Source organism: Bizionia sediminis, from assembly GCF_042684585.1.
Classification (GTDB): domain Bacteria; phylum Bacteroidota; class Bacteroidia; order Flavobacteriales; family Flavobacteriaceae; genus Algorimicrobium; species Algorimicrobium sediminis.
Genome location: NZ_JBHULS010000003.1, coordinates 299,833 through 317,180, shown reverse-complemented (window position 1 = coordinate 317,180; position 17,348 = coordinate 299,833). Strand labels below are relative to the sequence as shown.

The following is a 17,348-nucleotide window of genomic DNA, read 5'->3' as shown; positions in this document are numbered from 1 at the left end:
GGCGTGGCACTAATTTTAAGTATTGAAACGGCAACCACAAACTGCTCGGTTTCTCTTTCAAAAGCAGGAGAGACTTTGGCTGTAATAGAGGATTACAATAAAGGCTTTTCGCATGCAGAGCGCCTGCACAGTTTTATAGAAACAATACTGAATGAAAATGCGGTTGCTGCCTCGCAAATAGCCGCGGTAGCTATTAGCAAAGGACCGGGCTCTTATACTGGTTTGCGCATTGGCGTTTCGGCAGCCAAGGGTTTGTGTTTTGCTTTAAACATTCCTTTAATTAGTGTGTCTACTTTGGAAGCTTTGGCGCATCAAGTAAAAACACAAGAAGGGTTTATTATTTCTATGCTGGACGCCCGACGGATGGAAGTATATGCCGAAGTTTATAACGCCAATTATCAGTCTGTTCGCGGCATTAAAGCAGAGGTTTTAGATGCCAATTCGTATAAGGAATTTCTGGACAAAAGCCCTGTTCACTTTATAGGGAATGGCGTAGAAAAAACAAAAGCATGTATAAGGCATAAAAATGCTGTTTTTATAGAAAACAAGTTGCCATCTGCTAACGAAATGGGCGCTATAGCTTTTAACAAGTACAAAAAAAGCGACTTTGAGGATGTCGCTTATTTTGAACCGTATTATTTAAAAGATTTTGTGGCAATTAAGCCAAAATCCATTTTGTAAATTATCCTTGTTTGTGTATTTCTACTTGGTGTGGGTAAGGTATATCAATACCAGCAGCATCTAGGGCTTCTTTTGTTTGTTCAATAAGATCAAATTTTACAGCCCAATAATCGGCTTTATTAACCCATACGCGCGTAAAAAAGTTAATAGAGCTATCCGCTAATTCCGAAACGTTTACTGCCGGTGCTGGATCTGCTAAAATGCTATCGTGTTTATTAATAACACTTAAAATAACTTCTTTGGTTTGCTTAATATCAGAATCGTAGCCTACACCAAAAGTTATATCTACACGCCGTGTATCCTCGGTACTGTAGTTTATTATATTCCCATTAGAAAGCGTTCCGTTGGGAATAATAACCTCTTTGTTATCTGGTGTGGTTAGTTTAGTTGTAAAAATTTCGATGGCTTTTACAGTCCCACTTTCGCCTTGTGCCTGAATATAATCGCCTACTTTTATGGGTTTAAATACCATAATTAAAACCCCTCCGGCAAAATTGCCTAAAGAGCCTTGTAATGCGGCACCTATTGCTAAAGTTGCAGCGGCAATTACAGCAGCAAAAGACATGGTTGGCACACCTAAAGTACCCAATAAGGTTATAAATAGTATAATTTTTAAAATCCAAGTAACCAAACTAATTAAAAACTTTTGCAAGCTAACATCGTAGTTACCTTTGTCTAAAATTAACTTTAAAGCAACCTTAATTTTTTTAATGGCCCAAGAGCCTAAAAACCATATTACAAAGGCTGCAATAACTTTTAAGCCATAAGTGGTTACAAACGACACGAGTTGCTGTGTCCAATAGTCTATATCTATTTCCATGGTATTTATTTTTGTTTAAAGCCAAAACTACAAATAATATCAGAATTTATAAAACCTAAAAAACACAGATTCTGGTAGGTGCGCAGGTACGCGGGGTTGCATCCAGTCTGGGTTAAAGTAGACATAAAAAAAAACGCCTTACTTGGCGTTTTTTTTGTTCTGTAAACACTGGCTAAATTATTTTAATAGCCCCTTCTGGTATTTTTAAAAATAAACTTGGACTACTACTTTTGTTAACCGTTTAAAGCTTCTACCGTTTCTACACGACCTTTAAGCATTTCTTTAAGCATATTTTCTATGCCGTTTTTTAAGGTAAAAGTAGACGAAGGACAACCACTACAAGCGCCTTGTAAAATAACCTTTACAGTTTTGGTATCTGGGTTATAGGAGTCGAATTGAATATTACCGCCATCGCTGGCAACAGCTGGTTTTACATATTCTTCCAAAATATTTATAATTTCTTTCGAGGTATCGTCCTGTGCTTCGTAAACCTGATCCAATTGTGCCGAAGTTTTTTGAAGCAGTTCTTGGGCATTAGCTGCTACTAGCTCTTTACCATCTTCAATAAACGATCTAATAAATTCCCGAACTTCCATGGTTACAGCATCCCATTCAGCCACGTCGTATTTGGTTACGGAAATATAATTTTCCTCCATGAACACACTTTTTACAAATGGCAAATGAAAAAGTTCTGTTGCCAAAGGCGATAATTTGGCCTCGTCTATAGAGGTGAATTCGTAGGTAGCTGTAAACAATTTTTTATTAGCTACAAATTTAATAACTGCTGGATTGGGTGTGCTTTCGGCATAAACGGTTATGGGTACTTTTTTAACGGTGCTCGTATCGGTTACAACAATGCCCCCTGAATTTAAATGTTCAGAAATTTGTGTCGCTACCGCTTCTTGTACTTCTGGCCATTCAACAATATTATAGCGTTCTACTGCTACAAAATTACTGGATATATATACCTTTTTTACAAAGGGTAAGTAAAAAAGTTTTTGTGCTAAAGGTGAATTTTTAGCCTCGTCTATGTTGCTAAATTCAAAGCTTTGGTGTTTGGTAATGAACTGGTTAAGTTCAAACTTTACAATGCTTTTATTTGATGTTTCTTGTATGGAAACTTTATATGGAGTCATGATAAATATATTTTTAGCAAAAATACTAAAAGAAAAGTACAGATATCCATATATTTGGTTTTTAATGCATATTATCCAAAGTTTAAGAAGGTGTTTAATTTTTTTAAAATTTGAATGTTTAACTTTTGGTACGTACTGATAAAAAGTAATTTTTATATATTTGGTGGCGGATTTATAATATTTCAATAAATACCGAGTTAAATAAGGATAAAGATTGCTAGAAGTTTACCAATCTACCTGAAAATAATACTATGATAATGAAAAGGTTTTTTTTAATAGCAGTTGTTGCCTTTTTTACACAATTTGTAAAAGCCCAAGAGGGTTTGCCGGTTTATACCGACTACTTAACAGATAATTATTATTTAATACACCCTTCTATGGCTGGGGTTGCTAATTGCGCCAAAATTAGAATGACAGGTAGACAGCAGTGGTTTGGTCAAGATAATGCACCGGCCTTGCTAACCGTAAGTGCTAATGGCCGTATAGGGGAATCCAATTCGGGAATTGGCGCTATTTTTTACACCGATAAAAATGGGTATCACTCCCAGAATGGTGCTTATTTAACGTACGCTTATCAGCTTATGTTTTCAAGAAACGAAGTAGATTTAAACATGCTTTCTTTCGGTTTAAGTGTAGGAGCTATTCAATACAAGTTGGATGAAACGGCTTTTAGAAATGAATTACCAGACCGACTAATATCGGGTATTGAACAAAGTTCAACAAATTTTAATATCGATTTTGGCTTTTCGTACTTTCTTTATAACTTCTATGCGCATGCTACCGTTAAAAACATTTTGAATAATGAAGGTATTAACAACGATATAGAAATTACCAGCAATTTAAGACGCTATTTATTTTCTACAGGTATTGTGCTAGGTAAATGGGGTAGTGAATGGAGCTACGAGCCGTCTATTATGTTTCAGTACAAGGATGCTACAAAAGAATCGTCTATTGATATAAACGCTAAAGTTTACAAAGAAATGGACTTTGGTAAATTATGGGGTGGGTTGTCCTACAGACGTAGTTTGGACGGTGCTGAATTTGTTGAAAACGGCAGTGTAAGCAACCAAAAACTACAATATATTTCACCATTAGTGGGTGTTAACTTCAAAGACTTTATGGTGGCCTATACGTATTCATACCAATCTAATTCGGTGGTTTTTAACAACGGTGGTTTTCATCAAATAACGTTAGGATTTAACTTTGGTTGTAGAAAAGAGCGTTACCACTGTAACTGTCCAGCCGTTAACTAAAATAAAAACACAAACAAACTCGAAGATATTTCGGGTTTTTTTGTGCCTTATTGTTTGCGATGGCACACAACATAATCTTTAAAATGGCCTTCATGGTCTATTTAGTCTTGACTTTTTTGTAATAAACACGTATAAAAACGAAAAATTATGCCAGTTATAAAAACTGTAAACGGACATGCGCCTAGCATTCCGGAGGATTGTTATTTAGCAGATAATGCCACGGTGGTTGGAAACGTTACACTAGGCTTAGGCTGCAGTATTTGGTTTAATGCGGTGGTAAGAGGCGATGTAAACTATATAAAAATTGGAAACAACGTAAATATTCAAGACGGTGCTGTCATTCACGCCACCTACAAAAAGGCCGCCACCACAATTGGTAATAATGTTAGTATTGGCCATAATGCCATTGTACATGGCTGTACCATACAGGACAATGTATTAGTAGGTATGGGTAGCATTATTATGGATAATTGTGTGGTGGCTAGCAATAGTATTATTGCTGCAGGAGCGGTATTAGCCGAAAATACACATGTGGAGTCGGGGAGCGTTTATGCCGGAATTCCTGCCAAGAAAATTAAAAATGTAACCCCCGAATTGCTAAAAGGCGAAATTCATAGAATTGCCGAAAATTACAAAACCTACGCCAGTTGGTTTAAATAGGACAACCTAAAAATCTAAATAGTGCACCTGTGCTGGTTGTTCTATAAGGGAAGCCAGCACTTTGGTTTGGGTATTGGTGTAAAAGAGGCATTTGGCTTTATTACTTTGTGTGTTTAATAACTGGTGCTGGTTTAAAATATATTCCGTTTGTCGGGCCACGGCCTCGCCAGAATCGATAATCTTAACCTCGGGAGGCAGTAATTTTTTAAGTTGCGGTATTAAGTAAGGATAATGCGTACAACCTAATACTAGGTGATCTACGTTTGCAGCAATCATGGGTTGTAAATACTGCTTTAATAATTGGGTCATAGCTTCAGACTCCAATTGGCCCGATTCAATTAGCTGTACAATGCCGGCGCCTTCTTGTTCCAACACTTTTACATTATGACTGTACAAGTCGGTTATTCTATGAAACAGTTCGCTAGAAAGGGTGCCACGGGTTGCTAAAATGCCAATGGCTTTGGTTTTTGTGTGTAATGCAGCAGGCTTAATGGCTGGTTCAATACCTATAAAAGGAATTGTGAATTTTTCGCGCAGTATTTTTATGGCGTTCGTGGTGGCTGTATTGCAAGCTACCACTATTAGTTTACAGTCGTTAGCAATTAAGTGTTTGGTGTTTTTAATACTTAATTGTATTATTTCTTGCTGTGTTTTGGTGCCGTAGGGCGAGTTTTTACTATCGGCCAAGTAAATGGTGTCTTCATGGGGTAAACGTTGGTTTAAAGCACTCCAAATGGATGTACCACCAACACCAGAATCGAATATGCCAATAGGTTTTGTATGCATATACCAAAAATAAAAAAGCCACTTGATATAAGTGGCTTTTTCTGTAAAATATTAATTGGAATTAAATACCCATTTCTTTTTTTACGTCGTCCAATAGGTTTTTACCATCGGCCATAATAACGCCTCCACCTTGAGTAGAGTCCAATACGTACTGAAAACCTTGTGCTCTAGCTACTTTTAAAATAGCTGCTTTTGCTTTTTCTGTAATAGGCTTTAATAAGTCTACTTCTTTCTTCTGCATATCTTGTTGTGCGGTACTACGATATTGCTGGATATTTTGTTCCATAGTTTGCACTTCAATTAAACGCTTCTGGTTTTCTTCGTCTGTTTTTGTTGGGGCTTCAGCTTCATACTGCTTCATTTTGTTTTGGTATTCTGTTACCATGGCTTTAATGTCTGCCTCGTAAGTTTTACCTAATTTTTCCATTTCAGACTGGGCTGTGGCCATTTCTGGCATGGCTTTAATTAAGTCTTGGGTATTAATATGAGCTACTTTGCTTTGCGCTTGCGTAAAACTTGTAGCTCCAATAAATAAAGCTGCTGCAAATAATAAGGTTTTGATGTGTTTCATTTTAAAAATAGTATTAATGTGTGTTATAAATTTACTTGTTAATTATTGTCGTCTTCGTTTGCTGGTGTTTCCGGAGTGGTGTTATTTCTGGCCGCTTCGCGTTCTTTTCGGGCTTGTTCTCTTTCGGCTAGAATACGTTGTTTACGTGCTTCTAATTCTGCTTTTCGGCGTTCGCGATCTGCTATTTTTTGTTGTCTGCGTTCTTCGGCAAGCTGTGCCGGTGTTTTTTCTTCAGATGCCGACGCTTCGGTAGCATTGGTATCTTCGTTTTTACCGCTTGTATTAGTGTTAGATGCATCCGAATTGGTAGGAGCATCTGTATCGTTCGTTACTTCAGATTGTTCCGTATCCTGTGTGTTCTGGTTTCTATTTCGGAGGGCTTCCTCACGCGCTAAACGGCGCACTTCAATAATACTGTCTCGGCGTTTTTGAGCAGCTAATTTTCTGGCCTCTCTTTCGTTTATAATTTCTTGGCGGCGTTCGTCTGCTTCGGCATTTCTGGCTTCTTGTTCTTCATCTACATCAATTACCAAATCTTCTTCCTCGGCTGCTCGTTTTTCAGCTTTAGATGCGGCCTGTGTACGTTTGGCGCTTCGGGTTAAACTTCTAATTACTTGTTCGCTAAAATCGTAACGTTTGGCAGAGTAAAGCATGACAATGTCGGCCGATTTATCGAATACAAAATCGTATTTCTTTTGTTCGGCAATGTCTTGAACAGCGGCAAATATTTGATCTTGTATGGGCTGAATTAGTTGCTTTTTTTGCAACATTAAGTCGCCATTAGGGCCAAAACGCTTTTGCTGATAATCCAGAATTTCTTTTTCTTCATAAAAAATATCTTCCTCGCGTTCTTCAATTAGTTCTTTGGTTAAAAGGGCTTTTTCGTTGCTTAAATCTTTACGTTTTTGAGCAATTACGCCAAGCTGCTCTTCAATTTCATTTTTCCACTTCTGAACTTTTGTTTCTAATTGTGCGGTAGCCTGTTGGTATTCCGGAACATTTTCTAGAATGTATTCAGTGTCTATGTAACCAATTCGGACGCCGCGTTGCGAAAAACTGGACAGGCTTAACATGAATACTGCAGCCACTAAAAAAAGAACTTTTAATTTCATCTGTTTCATATTTTATAATTTACGACTTCATAATTCTAAAACGACAGACCGTAATTATTATTCTATCCATTTTTGAATTCATGTTTTCAAAATTAGGAATTTTAATTTGAAAACAATTTAATTCCGAATTTAATTGCTTAAAAGGTACACTGAAAATATCATGCCAAATTTAAAATTGTTGGCCAATTATAAAGTGTGTTTCCCATCCGTTGGCTTTAGTTTGTCCAGGAATAGCATCAAAACCGTAACCAAAATCAATTCCTAATAAACCGAAAGCAGGCATAAAAATGCGCACACCGGCACCACTGGATCGGTATAAGTTAAATGGACTGTAGTCTTGGAAATCGTTGTATGATACACCGCCTTCAACAAAACCTAACAAGTAAATTTTAGCGGCTTGGCTCATACTAATTGGGTAGCGTAGTTCCATGGAGAATTTGTTGTATATGGTACCACCATCGTTAGTAATAAAGTTCTCGCCATCTACGGGTTGTAAGGATTGGTTTGGATACCCTCTTAATGCAATGGCTTCTCTACCGTCTAAACTATAGCTACCTAACCCATCGCCACCTAAAAAGAAACGTTCAAAAGGAATAACACCTCGGGCTTGGTCGTAGGCACCTAAGAAGCCAAATTCTACTCCAGATTTTACAATAAACTTGCCGAATAACCTGGTATACCAATCGCCTTTCATTTTAATTTTATAAAATTCCAACCATTTAAAACGCTCTTGATCGATGGCACCAACTTGTGTTGCTGCCTGATTACGAATAATTGTAGAATTATTTGGATCGTTTTGAATGGCTAACCATTCTGCACGCTCGTCCAGCAATTGATTGTAGTCTACACCATTAAATAAGGAGTATGGCAACGACAGTTTTGCGGTAATACTAAAGTTGGAACCACCTGTAGGAAATACCGGATCTGTATACGTGTTGTTTCTACTTAAACCAATGGTATACGCCAAGTTATTGGAGTAACCATTACCAAAGGTAAATAGGCCGGTGTTGTAGTTTTTTAAATTGTAATGCTGAAAACTCACCGCTTGCGATAAGGTAAAATAATCGTCTGGTACGCTTAATCTTTTTGCTAAACCTACTGTAACACCTGTAATATTAAAACGTTTGTCTCTGTCTGCATTTCCGGTTGTAGGATCGTAAAGGAATTGTGCTGAATAGGACAGGGATGTGGAGAATTGGACTGGTTTTTTGCCACCCATCCAAGGTTCTGTAAACGAGAAACTATAGGTTTGGTAAAAGCGGCTTGCTTGTAAACGCAGGGCAAGTTTTTGTCCGTCTCCACGTGGTACTGGTTTGTAAGCGGCGCCGTTAAAAATATTTTTTAATGAAAAATTATTGAAAGATAATCCTAAAGTACCAATAAAACCACCGCCACCGTAGCCACCTTGCAGCTCTACTTGGCTGGATCCGGTTTCTACAAGACTGTATTCCAGATCTATTGTTCCTTCGTTTGGATTGGGGTTGTTAAAGTTGGTTCCAATTTGTTCGGCATCGAAATAGCCTAACTGGCTTAATTCTCGAATGGTTCGTACTACATTGGCTTTGCTGTAAAGTTGGCCGGGTCTGGTGCGCAATTCGCGGTAAATAACTCGGTCGTTTGTTACATCATTTCCAACCACAGAAATACTATTAAAATAAACAGGTTTACCTTCGGTAATGCGAATTTCCATGTCTATAACATTTCCTTCGGTGCTAACCTCTACCGGATTAATAGTAGAAAATAGGTAACCGTTATTTTGGTACTGATTGGTAATATCTAAAGCGTCTGGCTTGGTTTCGTCTGCTATGCGTTCCTGTAATAAAACGCCATTGTAAATATCGCCTTTGTTTATACGTAAAATGCCGCGCAGTTGTTGGTCTGTGTAAACGGTATTTCCTATAAATGCAATATCGCCAAAGCGGTATTGTTCGCCTTCTTCAACGCTAATATGGAGGGCTACATTTTTTTTATTCACAACCGTTAAAGAATCGGCAATAATACGCGCATCGCGGTAGCCATTTTCTTTGTATTTATTAATTATGCTTTCTAGGTCTGCTTGGTAATCTGCTTCAATGTATTTTGAGCGCTTAAAAACACGCAAAATATTTTTTTGCTTGGTGTTTTTCATGGCTTTTTTTAGCTTGACGTCGGAAAGGGTGTTGTTGCCGCTAAAGGTAATATTGCTAACTTTTACTTTTTTACCTTTATTAATGTCCAGTATCATGTTTACAGAAGGCCTACCAGTAGTATCGGGTGTTTCAATGGTGTTAACATACACTTTGGTATTGTAAAAACCATCTTTTTGGTACTTGCTAGTTAAGTAATTTTTAGTGGTGGTTACCAAGTTTTCGGTAACTTTTACGCCATCTTGCAGGTTGTTTTCTTTAATAATTTCTTCTTTTTTCGATTTTTTTACACCGTTTATTTCTAGGTTTTTTAGTTCGGGTAAATCGAATAGGCGAATTTCCAAATAGGCGGTATCTGCTTCAGTTTTCAGTAAATACAAGTCGATATCTCTAAACAGGTTAGATTTCCATAGTTTTCTAATGGCCTCGCTGGTTTTATCGCCTGGGATTACAATTTCTTCGCCTTTGCGCAGGCCAGAATAAGTTATAATGGTTTGAGGGCTAAAGTGCGAATCTCCGGAAACCGTTATATCGCCAAGAATATATTTTTTACCGGTTGGTGCTGGTTGCAGTTCTTGTGCATGAAGTTGGGCACCAATAATTAAGAATAAAACTGTAACTACTAGTTTTGTATATGTTTTCAATGATGTGATATTAATGGAGTTGTTCACTTGTTTTCCCAAATCGTCTTTCTCTTTTTTGATATTCAATAATGGCCTGATACAGATGCTCTTTGGTGAAATCTGGCCAAAGCACTTCGGTAAAATAAAATTCAGCATAGGCTATTTGCCAGAGTAGGAAATTACTAATTCGTTGCTCCCCACTGGTTCTAATTAGCAAATCGACATCTGGTAAATTTTGCGTGTAAAGATGCTCATTTATAACCGATTCATCAATATTTTCGGGAGAAATTATATTATTTTTAACTTTAAGACTTATTTCTTTAACCACGTGCATTAATTCCTCGCGAGAGCCGTAGCTTAAAGCTAGGGTTAAACACATGCGGTTGTTGGATTTTGTTTTTTCAATAACCTCCAAAAGTTCTTTGTGAGCCTGTTTGGGTAAGGCATTTAAGCAGCCTATGGCGCGCAGCCGGATATTGTTTTTTTGAAGTGTTTTAATTTCTTTTTTTAGGGACGAAACTAATAGCTTCATTAGGGTTTGGACTTCTAATTTTGGACGGTTCCAATTTTCGGTTGAAAACGCGTATAAGGTTAGGTTTTCTATGCCTAATTCTGCGGCCGCTTCAACACTTTCCCGAACCGATTTTGTGCCATTTTCATGGCCTATGCTGCGCAACAGACCTTTTTGTTTTGCCCATCTGCCGTTACCATCCATTATTATGGCTATGTGTTTTGGTAAATAATCGGTATGTATGGTGTCTTTTAAATTCACGTTAAAAAATGCAAAAACAGGGTTTTTTACCAAAGGTATAGGTTACGGTAATACCCGTAAACATATACCAATCGGTGTTATTAGTATTTCCAAAAGCTACATTTGCTTCGTTATCGTAATCGGGTACACTGCCATCTATTTCATCGGAAAATGTGTAGCGGGCACCAATTTCTGCTGCTATAATAAAATTGCCTAGCACGTTGGTTTTAAAGCCTAAAACGAGCGGAATGCCATAGGCAAAGCTAGAGGTATTTTCTGAAATACGCTGGCCTTGTTGGTTAAAGTAAAAATTATCGTGATACCCCACAGCTAGTCCCGAGTACAGGTAGGGCGTAGCTTTTAATCGGCCATCGTGTAAATCCCAATCGAAAAACGTAAATTCCAAACCTATGGATGCCTCGGTTAAACTATTTGTAAAACTATAACCGCGTTCTTGGCGTCTGGGATCGTCTGAGTCTGCATCGTTAGCCTCCAATTCGGTATGAATTACAGACAACCTAAAGGCGTGTCTGGGGCTTCTGTTCCACTTATAAACACCACCAAAAGCTAGTTTGTTGGGTGCTATGTACCGGCTGCTGCCTACATCGCCAATAAAGTTACTGCCACCAAGATACAACCCAATCTCGTGGGTTTGCCCAAGGCAGAAGTGACTACTTAATACGATGATAAATACGGTGGTTAAATACCTCATAAATGTTTAAAAGTTTGCAAATATAAGAAACTATAATTTGCCATTAACAATTTGATTCGAAATGTCTTTCCATTAAACTGTTTTTGAATAAAATTATTGTTTAATTGCGTTTGTCTTCGCCCCAAAGTAATTTTTTGCGTAAGGTATCTAGAAAGCTTTCTTCTAGTAACTCTATCATTTTTATGGTAAAGTCGGCTTTTTTTATGGTTATAATGGTGTCGTTGGACAGCGTGGCAATTCTAGAATCTAAAGAGACTAAAAAATAATCTTCGCGGCCATCTACTTTTAGTTGTATGGTGGTGGTATCTTTTATTACCAAAGGCCTGGCGCTTAAGTTGTGTGGCGCTATGGGTGTAATAATAAGGCTGTTGGTATCTGGTGTAATTACGGGACCGCCACAACTTAATGAGTAGCCCGTGGAGCCTGTGGGGGTAGATATTATTAAACCATCGCTCCAGTAGGTTGTTAAATATTCGTTGTTTAATTGGGTTTCCACGGTAATCATGGATGTGGTGTTTTTACGGCTTATAGCTATTTCGTTCAGTGCAAAATTAAGCGTGTTAAAAGCATCGTTTTGGGGCGTGGTTTGAATGGTTAATAAGTGCCGCTCCGAAATTTTATACGAATTAGCAAAAATAGCATCCAATGCCGGAATTATTGCCTGACTTTGAATGGTAGCTAAAAATCCTAGTCGGCCGGTATTAACCCCAATGACAGGAATATTTTTGTCGTGTACATAGGTTATGGCTCTTAAAATAGTGCCATCGCCACCAATACTAATAAGCAAATTAAAACTACTATCTAGCGTATTGGTTACTTGCGAATCCGGGAAGTTATGAGGTTTGTTTTCCTGAATAATGTTGTTGAATTCCGAAATGATACATACCGTAACGTCCTTTTTATTGTTAAGGTAGTGCCAAATAACAACAAAAGCTTCTTGGGTTTGGGCGTTAAAGGCTTGACCAAAAATGGCTATTTTCATGTTGTTATATGTTTAAATACTTATCTAAATAATCCGATCGGCTTTTTAGGCTTTCAATATAACTGTCTTCCTCATGTCCAGAAATAATATTGTAATTGTAACGCCTAAAGGTTTGCATAATGGCGTTAAGGCCGGTATTTCCTATTTTTAAGGTTATTTGAATAACATCGTTTTCAGATTTGGAAATAAAGGCACCCAGTAATTTTCCGTTATTCGATTCTACTATCTGACTTATTTCGCTGAATGAATAATCTATCAGGCCTTTTTCAACCACCAACACACCACCAGCTTCTGCAAAAAATGGGGTTTCATTAAACAGGCCAATAATATCGTTTAGCTCATAGTAACCCAAATACCTATTTTGAGCATTTAAAACAGGCATGATGTTGCTATTGTTTTGCGCAAATGCTTCAAGCACATCCAGCCAATTGGTGTTTTCGCGTACAAAAAAACCCTCCAAAGCATGTGCCTTATCTAAAATAGCATCGTGTTGTTCAAAACAATGCACATCGGTTTCAGACATACAACCAACATATGCACCCATGTTGTTTTGAACGGGGATATGCGAGTAAGTTAACTGGTTAAACAGTAACTGCATGTCGCCAATTTTATCGGTGTTTTGTAGCGGCTTAATATCGTTTATCACAAATTCGTTTAAATGCATAGGCTATTTTTAGATGTTTGCAAATTAATTAAAAAATACTATTATTCCGGTAGTTGAGTTTGTATTTTTGTCCTTTAAATCAATATAATAATGACAAAGTTAAGCGTAAATATAAATAAGATTGCCACCTTGCGAAATTCCCGCGGGGGTAATATGCCCAATGTAGTTCAGTTTGCAAAAGATGTTCAGCGTTTTGGAGCCGAAGGTGTTACCATTCATCCGCGTCCAGACGAGCGCCACATAAGGTATCAGGACGCATACGACTTAAAACCAGAAGTGTATACGGAATATAATATTGAAGGGAACCCCATAAAGAAATTTATGGATATGGTTTTAGAAATTAAGCCAACTCAAGTTACCCTGGTGCCAGACGCAGTTAGTGCCTTAACAAGTAATGCTGGTTGGGATACCCTAGCGCACAAGCAATTTTTAACAGATGTTATAAAAGAGTTTAAACAAAACGGCATTAGAACCTCTATTTTTGTAGATCCCGATTTAAAACAAATAGAAGGGGCGAAAGCCACTGGAACAGACCGAATAGAGTTGTACACCGAAGCCTTTGCGCAGCAATTTGCTTTGGGTAATAAAGAGGCAATTTTACCGTATACAGCTTGTGCCGAGTTGGCTTATAGTTTGGATTTGGGTGTTAATGCTGGTCACGATTTATCGTTAGATAATATTCAATATTTTAAAGAAAACATACCGCACTTGCTGGAGGTTTCCATAGGGCATGCCCTTATTTCCGAAAGTTTGTATTTGGGGGCAGAAAATGTGGTTCAGATGTATTTAAAAAAGCTGCAATAATACGAAGTCCTTGCAAAAACTAATTGTTCAATAAAAACAATATTATGAGTGGTAATAATAGTTTGTACGCTAATGTAATAGGTGCTGGAAATCCTTTTGTTATTTTACACGGTTTTTTAGGCATGGGCGATAATTGGAAAACTTTAGGTAGCCAGTTTGCCGAGGAAGGCTATGAAGTGCATTTGGTGGATCAGCGTAATCATGGTAGAAGTTTTCATGACGCGGCATTTAATTATGATGTCATGACCGCCGACTTAAAAGCCTACTGCGATAGGCATAAGTTACGCAATATTGTTCTACTGGGGCACTCAATGGGCGGTAAAACAGCCATGCTGTTTGCGGCGCAGTTTCCAGAATTGGTTTCAAAACTTATTATTGCCGATATTTCACCCAGGTTTTACCCCATTCATCACGATGCCATTTTAAACGGCTTACAACAATTGGATTTTACTGCCATAAAAAGCAGAGGTGCGGCCGACAAAAGTTTGGCCAAGTACGTTTTGGATGCAGGAACGCGCCAGTTTTTACTCAAAAATTTATATTGGATTGAAAAAGGCCGCTTGGCTTTACGTTTAAATTTGGATGCTTTGGCCAATCAGGTACACGAGGTAGGCGAGGCCTTGCCCGCATGGGCAAAATACAAAGGGCCTAGCTTGTTTTTGCGTGGTGATAAATCGGAATACATTAGCAATCAGGATAGCGCGCTAATAAACATGCATTTTGAAAACGCAAAAATTGTAACCATTGCCAATGCCGGCCACTGGTTGCATGCGGAAAATCCGACGGATTTTTATAATGCTGTACTCAACTTTTTATCGTAAATTTTGCTGCATAAATTCCAATAAACAGAATATTATGAAATTAATTGTAAAGTTGTTGCTAACAGCATTAGCCGTTGTAATTCTATCTAAATTACTCCCTGGTGTAACAGTTGCTAGCTATTTAACCGCCATAATGGTAGCCATTGTTTTGGCGCTTTTAAATGTATTAGTGCGGCCTCTTTTAGTGTTTTTTACCCTGCCAGCTACTATTTTAACACTAGGGCTGTTTTTGTTTGTTATTAATGCCTGTATTATTTTGCTAGCCGATAATATTATTAGCGGTTTTTCAGTAGCCAGTTTCTGGACAGCGTTGTGGTTTAGTATTTTACTAACCATTTTAGAATCCATTTTTTACGGCCTAGTAGGCAAGGACTAAATCGTGAAAGTCTTTACGGCGCAATAAGTAAGCCTTTTAGGTGTTTTGCAAGAAGAAGTTTAGCGGTGCAAACACGGGTCCTTTTACACCGGTTTAGTTTAAGGTTTTGCCTGGCGTAAAAAACCGTTTGTACCACTGAAAATCAGTGTAAATAACCACATGAAACACAATACGTTAAAATACTTTGTGGGCTTATAAAAAAATAGTATTTTTGCACTCCAATTTTTATGTCAAAAATACAATGAACATTACAAGAGAAAATATTGATGCATTAAATGCTGTAGTAAAGGTAGATATCGCTAAAGAAGATTATAGCGGAAAGGTAGACAAGATTTTAAGTGACTACCGCAAAACAGCTAACATTCCTGGTTTTAGAAAAGGCCATGTACCTATGGGAATGGTAAAAAAACAATACGGAAAAGCCGTATTGGTAGACGAGGTAAACAAGCTACTACAAGATGCGTTAAATAAGTATTTAACAGAAGAAAAACTAGATGTTTTAGGAAATCCACTGCCAAAACCACAGGACAATTTGGATTGGGATGCCGATATGTTATCATTTGAATTTGAATTAGGATTAGCGCCACAATTTGAAATAGATTTAGCACCTAAAGACGCCATAATACATTACAATATTACGGCGGACGATAAAATGATTGCAGACCAAATAGAAAACATCCAGAAACAATACGGTAAGCTAATTGCCACCGATACAGTTGCTAAAGATTCCGAAATTACCGGAACCTTCAAAAACGAGGCACACGATATTGAAAATACGGTAACCCTAACACTAGATAAGTTTAAAGGAAAAGCCACCGAAAAACAATTTATTGGTGCCAAAGTGGGCGATGTTTTAGAACTACAAACAAAAGGCCTATACGCAGACGACCATGAGCTTATGCACGCCTTAAAAATAGCGCATGATGCGGTTCACGATTTAGACATTACCGTAACCTTTACCATTACCGAAATTAACACACGCGAATTAGCAGCGTTAAATCAGGAATTGTTTGATAAACTTTTTGGAGAAGGAGAAGTAACCTCTGTAGAAGGTGTTAAAGAAAAAATTAAAGCCGATGCCGAAAAACAATTTCAGCAGCAATCCGAACAAAAACTTCTTAACGATGTTACCGAGTATTTAGTAGAAAATACAGCGTTCGATTTACCTGCGGCATTTCTACAAAAATGGATGCAAACTGCTGGCGAAAAAGAACTAACCGAAGCCGAAGCACAAGAAGAGTATGCCAAATCTGAAAAGAGCTTGCGTTACCAACTTATAGAAGGAAAACTAATTTCCGAGAATAACATTCAGGTTAGCATGGACGATATTAAAGAGCATGCTAAAAACATGATTAAAATGCAAATGGCGCAATTTGGCCAATTAAACCCTTCCGACAAGGAATTGGAGGACATTGCAGCACGCGTTTTGTCCAATCAAGAAGAGGCACGCCGCATTTCGGAACAAATTGTTAGCCAAAAATTATTAGCACTTTACAAAGAAAAAGCGAACATAAAAACAAAAGACATTACTTACGATGATTTTGTTAAAGAAGTGTACGGCGATAAGTAAAAAACAAAAGCGAGATGTAAAATGGATACAGAACACGTAAGTGTAGCGTCACTATTTACAGAATAAATGCTTATATTTAGGCGTTGGAATAACCAGTTTCAGCGCCTATTTTTTTCAAGGATATCAATCTGAAATAAGCCTGACCAAGACTTCCAAAACGCATTAAAATTTTAACTAATAAATTTACAATTAGAATGGATTACGGAAAAGAATTTAAAAAATTCGCGATAAACGATCAAGGTATTAGTAGTACGTATTACGACAAAATTATTAGTCATATGTACCCAACAAATTTAACTCCTAATATTATAGAAGAGCGCCAAATGAACATCGCTATTTTCGATGTATTTTCAAGGTTAATGATGGATCGCATTATCTTTTTAGGAACTGGTATAAACGATCAGGTTGCCAATATTATTCAAGCACAATTATTGTTTTTGGAGAGTACAGATTCGTCTAAAGACATTCAAATTTACATCAACTCGCCAGGAGGTGGTGTTTATGCCGGTTTGGGTATTTATGATACCATGCAATTTATAAAGCCAGATGTGGCTACCATTTGTACCGGTATGGCAGCCTCCATGGGAGCTGTGTTGTTATGTGCCGGAGAAAAAGGAAAACGTAGTGGCTTAACACATTCGCGCGTTATGATCCACCAACCATTAGGAGGCGCTCAAGGTCAAGCTAGTGATATAGAAATTACAGCTCGCGAAATTTTAACCTTAAAAGAAGAACTGTACAAAATTATTAGCAAGCACTCCGGGCAAGAGTACGAAAAAGTATATCAAGACAGCGATCGGGACTACTGGATGAAAGCCGATAAAGCTAAAGAATACGGAATGATAGACGAGGTTTTAACACGTAGTTAAGAAATCGGCTAATACGGTTGCAGGCCTTTAG

Annotated in this window: 18 protein-coding genes; 8 read left to right on the top strand and 10 right to left on the bottom strand. The window is 37.7% G+C overall.

Annotation, left to right across the window (positions count from 1 at the left end):
* The first annotated feature begins 3 nt into the window (after window positions 1-3).
* Window positions 4-681 carry a tRNA (adenosine(37)-N6)-threonylcarbamoyltransferase complex dimerization subunit type 1 TsaB gene (tsaB, locus tag ACFSQP_RS09505; RefSeq protein WP_376893808.1) on the top strand — a complete coding sequence of 226 codons (678 nt, stop codon included), beginning with the start codon at window positions 4-6 and terminating at the stop codon, window positions 679-681.
* Window position 682: 1 nt separating this feature from the next.
* Here the strand turns inward: tsaB and ACFSQP_RS09500 are convergent, their stop codons facing one another.
* Together ACFSQP_RS09500 and ACFSQP_RS09495 are read right to left on the bottom strand one after the other, a co-directional pair.
* Entirely contained in the window at window positions 683-1,501 is an 819-nt protein-coding gene (locus tag ACFSQP_RS09500; RefSeq protein WP_376893806.1) for a mechanosensitive ion channel family protein, read from the bottom strand.
* A 233-nt stretch (window positions 1,502-1,734) separates the two neighbouring features.
* Complete coding sequence (locus tag ACFSQP_RS09495) at window positions 1,735-2,637, bottom strand: NifU family protein (RefSeq protein ID WP_376893804.1); 903 nt, start codon at window positions 2,635-2,637, stop codon at window positions 1,735-1,737.
* 251 nt (window positions 2,638-2,888) lie between these two features.
* Between ACFSQP_RS09495 and ACFSQP_RS09490 the strand changes: the two genes are divergently transcribed.
* Both ACFSQP_RS09490 and ACFSQP_RS09485 read left to right on the top strand, forming a co-directional pair.
* On the top strand, window positions 2,889-3,890 hold the full coding sequence (locus tag ACFSQP_RS09490; RefSeq protein ID WP_376893802.1) for a PorP/SprF family type IX secretion system membrane protein: 1,002 nt from the start codon (window positions 2,889-2,891) through the stop codon (window positions 3,888-3,890).
* A 147-nt stretch (window positions 3,891-4,037) separates the two neighbouring features.
* Entirely contained in the window at window positions 4,038-4,550 is a 513-nt protein-coding gene (locus tag ACFSQP_RS09485) for a gamma carbonic anhydrase family protein (protein ID WP_376893800.1), read from the top strand.
* A 6-nt stretch (window positions 4,551-4,556) separates the two neighbouring features.
* Here ACFSQP_RS09485 and murI read toward each other — a convergent pair whose 3' ends face one another.
* From murI to ACFSQP_RS09445, 8 genes are all read right to left on the bottom strand, one after another.
* Window positions 4,557-5,336 carry a glutamate racemase gene (gene murI / locus ACFSQP_RS09480; protein ID WP_376893798.1) on the bottom strand — a complete coding sequence of 260 codons (780 nt, stop codon included), beginning with the start codon at window positions 5,334-5,336 and terminating at the stop codon, window positions 4,557-4,559.
* A gap of 61 nt (window positions 5,337-5,397) precedes the next feature.
* Window positions 5,398-5,907, bottom strand: coding sequence for an OmpH family outer membrane protein (locus ACFSQP_RS09475; RefSeq protein WP_376893796.1), 510 nt, complete (start codon window positions 5,905-5,907; stop codon window positions 5,398-5,400).
* Window positions 5,908-5,945: 38 nt separating this feature from the next.
* Entirely contained in the window at window positions 5,946-7,019 is a 1,074-nt protein-coding gene (locus ACFSQP_RS09470; protein ID WP_376893794.1) for an OmpH family outer membrane protein, read from the bottom strand.
* Window positions 7,020-7,188: 169 nt separating this feature from the next.
* A complete protein-coding gene (gene bamA, locus ACFSQP_RS09465; protein WP_376893793.1) occupies window positions 7,189-9,828 on the bottom strand; it encodes an outer membrane protein assembly factor BamA in 2,640 nt (879 codons plus the stop codon).
* Window positions 9,800-10,540: an isoprenyl transferase gene (locus tag ACFSQP_RS09460; RefSeq protein ID WP_376893791.1), complete on the bottom strand. Its 741-nt coding sequence runs from the start codon at window positions 10,538-10,540 to the stop codon at window positions 9,800-9,802. The genes bamA and ACFSQP_RS09460 overlap by 29 nt, the downstream gene beginning before the upstream one ends.
* A 1-nt stretch (window position 10,541) precedes the next feature.
* Window positions 10,542-11,231 (bottom strand): type IX secretion system protein PorG, encoded by a 690-nt coding sequence (porG, locus tag ACFSQP_RS09455; RefSeq protein WP_376893789.1) that lies wholly within the window; start codon window positions 11,229-11,231, stop codon window positions 10,542-10,544.
* A gap of 100 nt (window positions 11,232-11,331) precedes the next feature.
* Window positions 11,332-12,213, bottom strand: a complete 882-nt coding sequence (locus ACFSQP_RS09450) for an NAD kinase (protein WP_376893787.1) — start codon at window positions 12,211-12,213, stop codon at window positions 11,332-11,334.
* 4 nt (window positions 12,214-12,217) lie between these two features.
* Complete coding sequence (locus ACFSQP_RS09445; RefSeq protein WP_376893785.1) at window positions 12,218-12,877, bottom strand: CBS domain-containing protein; 660 nt, start codon at window positions 12,875-12,877, stop codon at window positions 12,218-12,220.
* A gap of 90 nt (window positions 12,878-12,967) precedes the next feature.
* On the opposite strand from ACFSQP_RS09445, the gene ACFSQP_RS09440 reads away from it, so the two are divergent.
* The 5 genes from ACFSQP_RS09440 (at window position 12,968) to clpP (ending at window position 17,317) form a co-directional block, all read left to right on the top strand.
* Window positions 12,968-13,681 (top strand): pyridoxine 5'-phosphate synthase, encoded by a 714-nt coding sequence (locus tag ACFSQP_RS09440; protein WP_376893783.1) that lies wholly within the window; start codon window positions 12,968-12,970, stop codon window positions 13,679-13,681.
* A 44-nt stretch (window positions 13,682-13,725) separates the two neighbouring features.
* Window positions 13,726-14,502, top strand: coding sequence for an alpha/beta fold hydrolase (locus tag ACFSQP_RS09435; protein ID WP_376893782.1), 777 nt, complete (start codon window positions 13,726-13,728; stop codon window positions 14,500-14,502).
* 34 nt (window positions 14,503-14,536) lie between these two features.
* On the top strand, window positions 14,537-14,878 hold the full coding sequence (locus tag ACFSQP_RS09430; RefSeq protein WP_376893780.1) for a phage holin family protein: 342 nt from the start codon (window positions 14,537-14,539) through the stop codon (window positions 14,876-14,878).
* Between the two features lie 241 nt (window positions 14,879-15,119).
* Window positions 15,120-16,448 (top strand): trigger factor, encoded by a 1,329-nt coding sequence (gene tig / locus ACFSQP_RS09425; protein WP_376893778.1) that lies wholly within the window; start codon window positions 15,120-15,122, stop codon window positions 16,446-16,448.
* Window positions 16,449-16,642: 194 nt separating this feature from the next.
* A complete protein-coding gene (gene clpP / locus ACFSQP_RS09420; protein ID WP_376893776.1) occupies window positions 16,643-17,317 on the top strand; it encodes an ATP-dependent Clp endopeptidase proteolytic subunit ClpP in 675 nt (224 codons plus the stop codon).
* The last annotated feature ends 31 nt before the right edge of the window (window positions 17,318-17,348 follow it).

Bases quoted from the DNA above. Each gene is read 5' to 3' on its own strand.
- porG (WP_376893789.1), bottom strand. From the start codon at position 11,231: ATGAGGTATTTAACCACCGTATTTATCATCGTATTAAGTAGTCACTTC.
- ACFSQP_RS09490 (WP_376893802.1), top strand. From the start codon at position 2,889: ATGATAATGAAAAGGTTTTTTTTAATAGCAGTTGTTGCCTTTTTTACA.
- ACFSQP_RS09485 (WP_376893800.1), top strand. From the start codon at position 4,038: ATGCCAGTTATAAAAACTGTAAACGGACATGCGCCTAGCATTCCGGAG.
- tig (WP_376893778.1), top strand. From the start codon at position 15,120: ATGAACATTACAAGAGAAAATATTGATGCATTAAATGCTGTAGTAAAG.
- ACFSQP_RS09445 (WP_376893785.1), bottom strand. From the start codon at position 12,877: ATGCATTTAAACGAATTTGTGATAAACGATATTAAGCCGCTACAAAAC.
- ACFSQP_RS09440 (WP_376893783.1), top strand. From the start codon at position 12,968: ATGACAAAGTTAAGCGTAAATATAAATAAGATTGCCACCTTGCGAAAT.
- murI (WP_376893798.1), bottom strand. From the start codon at position 5,336: ATGCATACAAAACCTATTGGCATATTCGATTCTGGTGTTGGTGGTACA.
- ACFSQP_RS09495 (WP_376893804.1), bottom strand. From the start codon at position 2,637: ATGACTCCATATAAAGTTTCCATACAAGAAACATCAAATAAAAGCATT.
- ACFSQP_RS09500 (WP_376893806.1), bottom strand. From the start codon at position 1,501: ATGGAAATAGATATAGACTATTGGACACAGCAACTCGTGTCGTTTGTA.
- clpP (WP_376893776.1), top strand. From the start codon at position 16,643: ATGGATTACGGAAAAGAATTTAAAAAATTCGCGATAAACGATCAAGGT.
- ACFSQP_RS09430 (WP_376893780.1), top strand. From the start codon at position 14,537: ATGAAATTAATTGTAAAGTTGTTGCTAACAGCATTAGCCGTTGTAATT.
- ACFSQP_RS09475 (WP_376893796.1), bottom strand. From the start codon at position 5,907: ATGAAACACATCAAAACCTTATTATTTGCAGCAGCTTTATTTATTGGA.
- ACFSQP_RS09470 (WP_376893794.1), bottom strand. From the start codon at position 7,019: ATGAAATTAAAAGTTCTTTTTTTAGTGGCTGCAGTATTCATGTTAAGC.
- ACFSQP_RS09435 (WP_376893782.1), top strand. From the start codon at position 13,726: ATGAGTGGTAATAATAGTTTGTACGCTAATGTAATAGGTGCTGGAAAT.
- ACFSQP_RS09450 (WP_376893787.1), bottom strand. From the start codon at position 12,213: ATGAAAATAGCCATTTTTGGTCAAGCCTTTAACGCCCAAACCCAAGAA.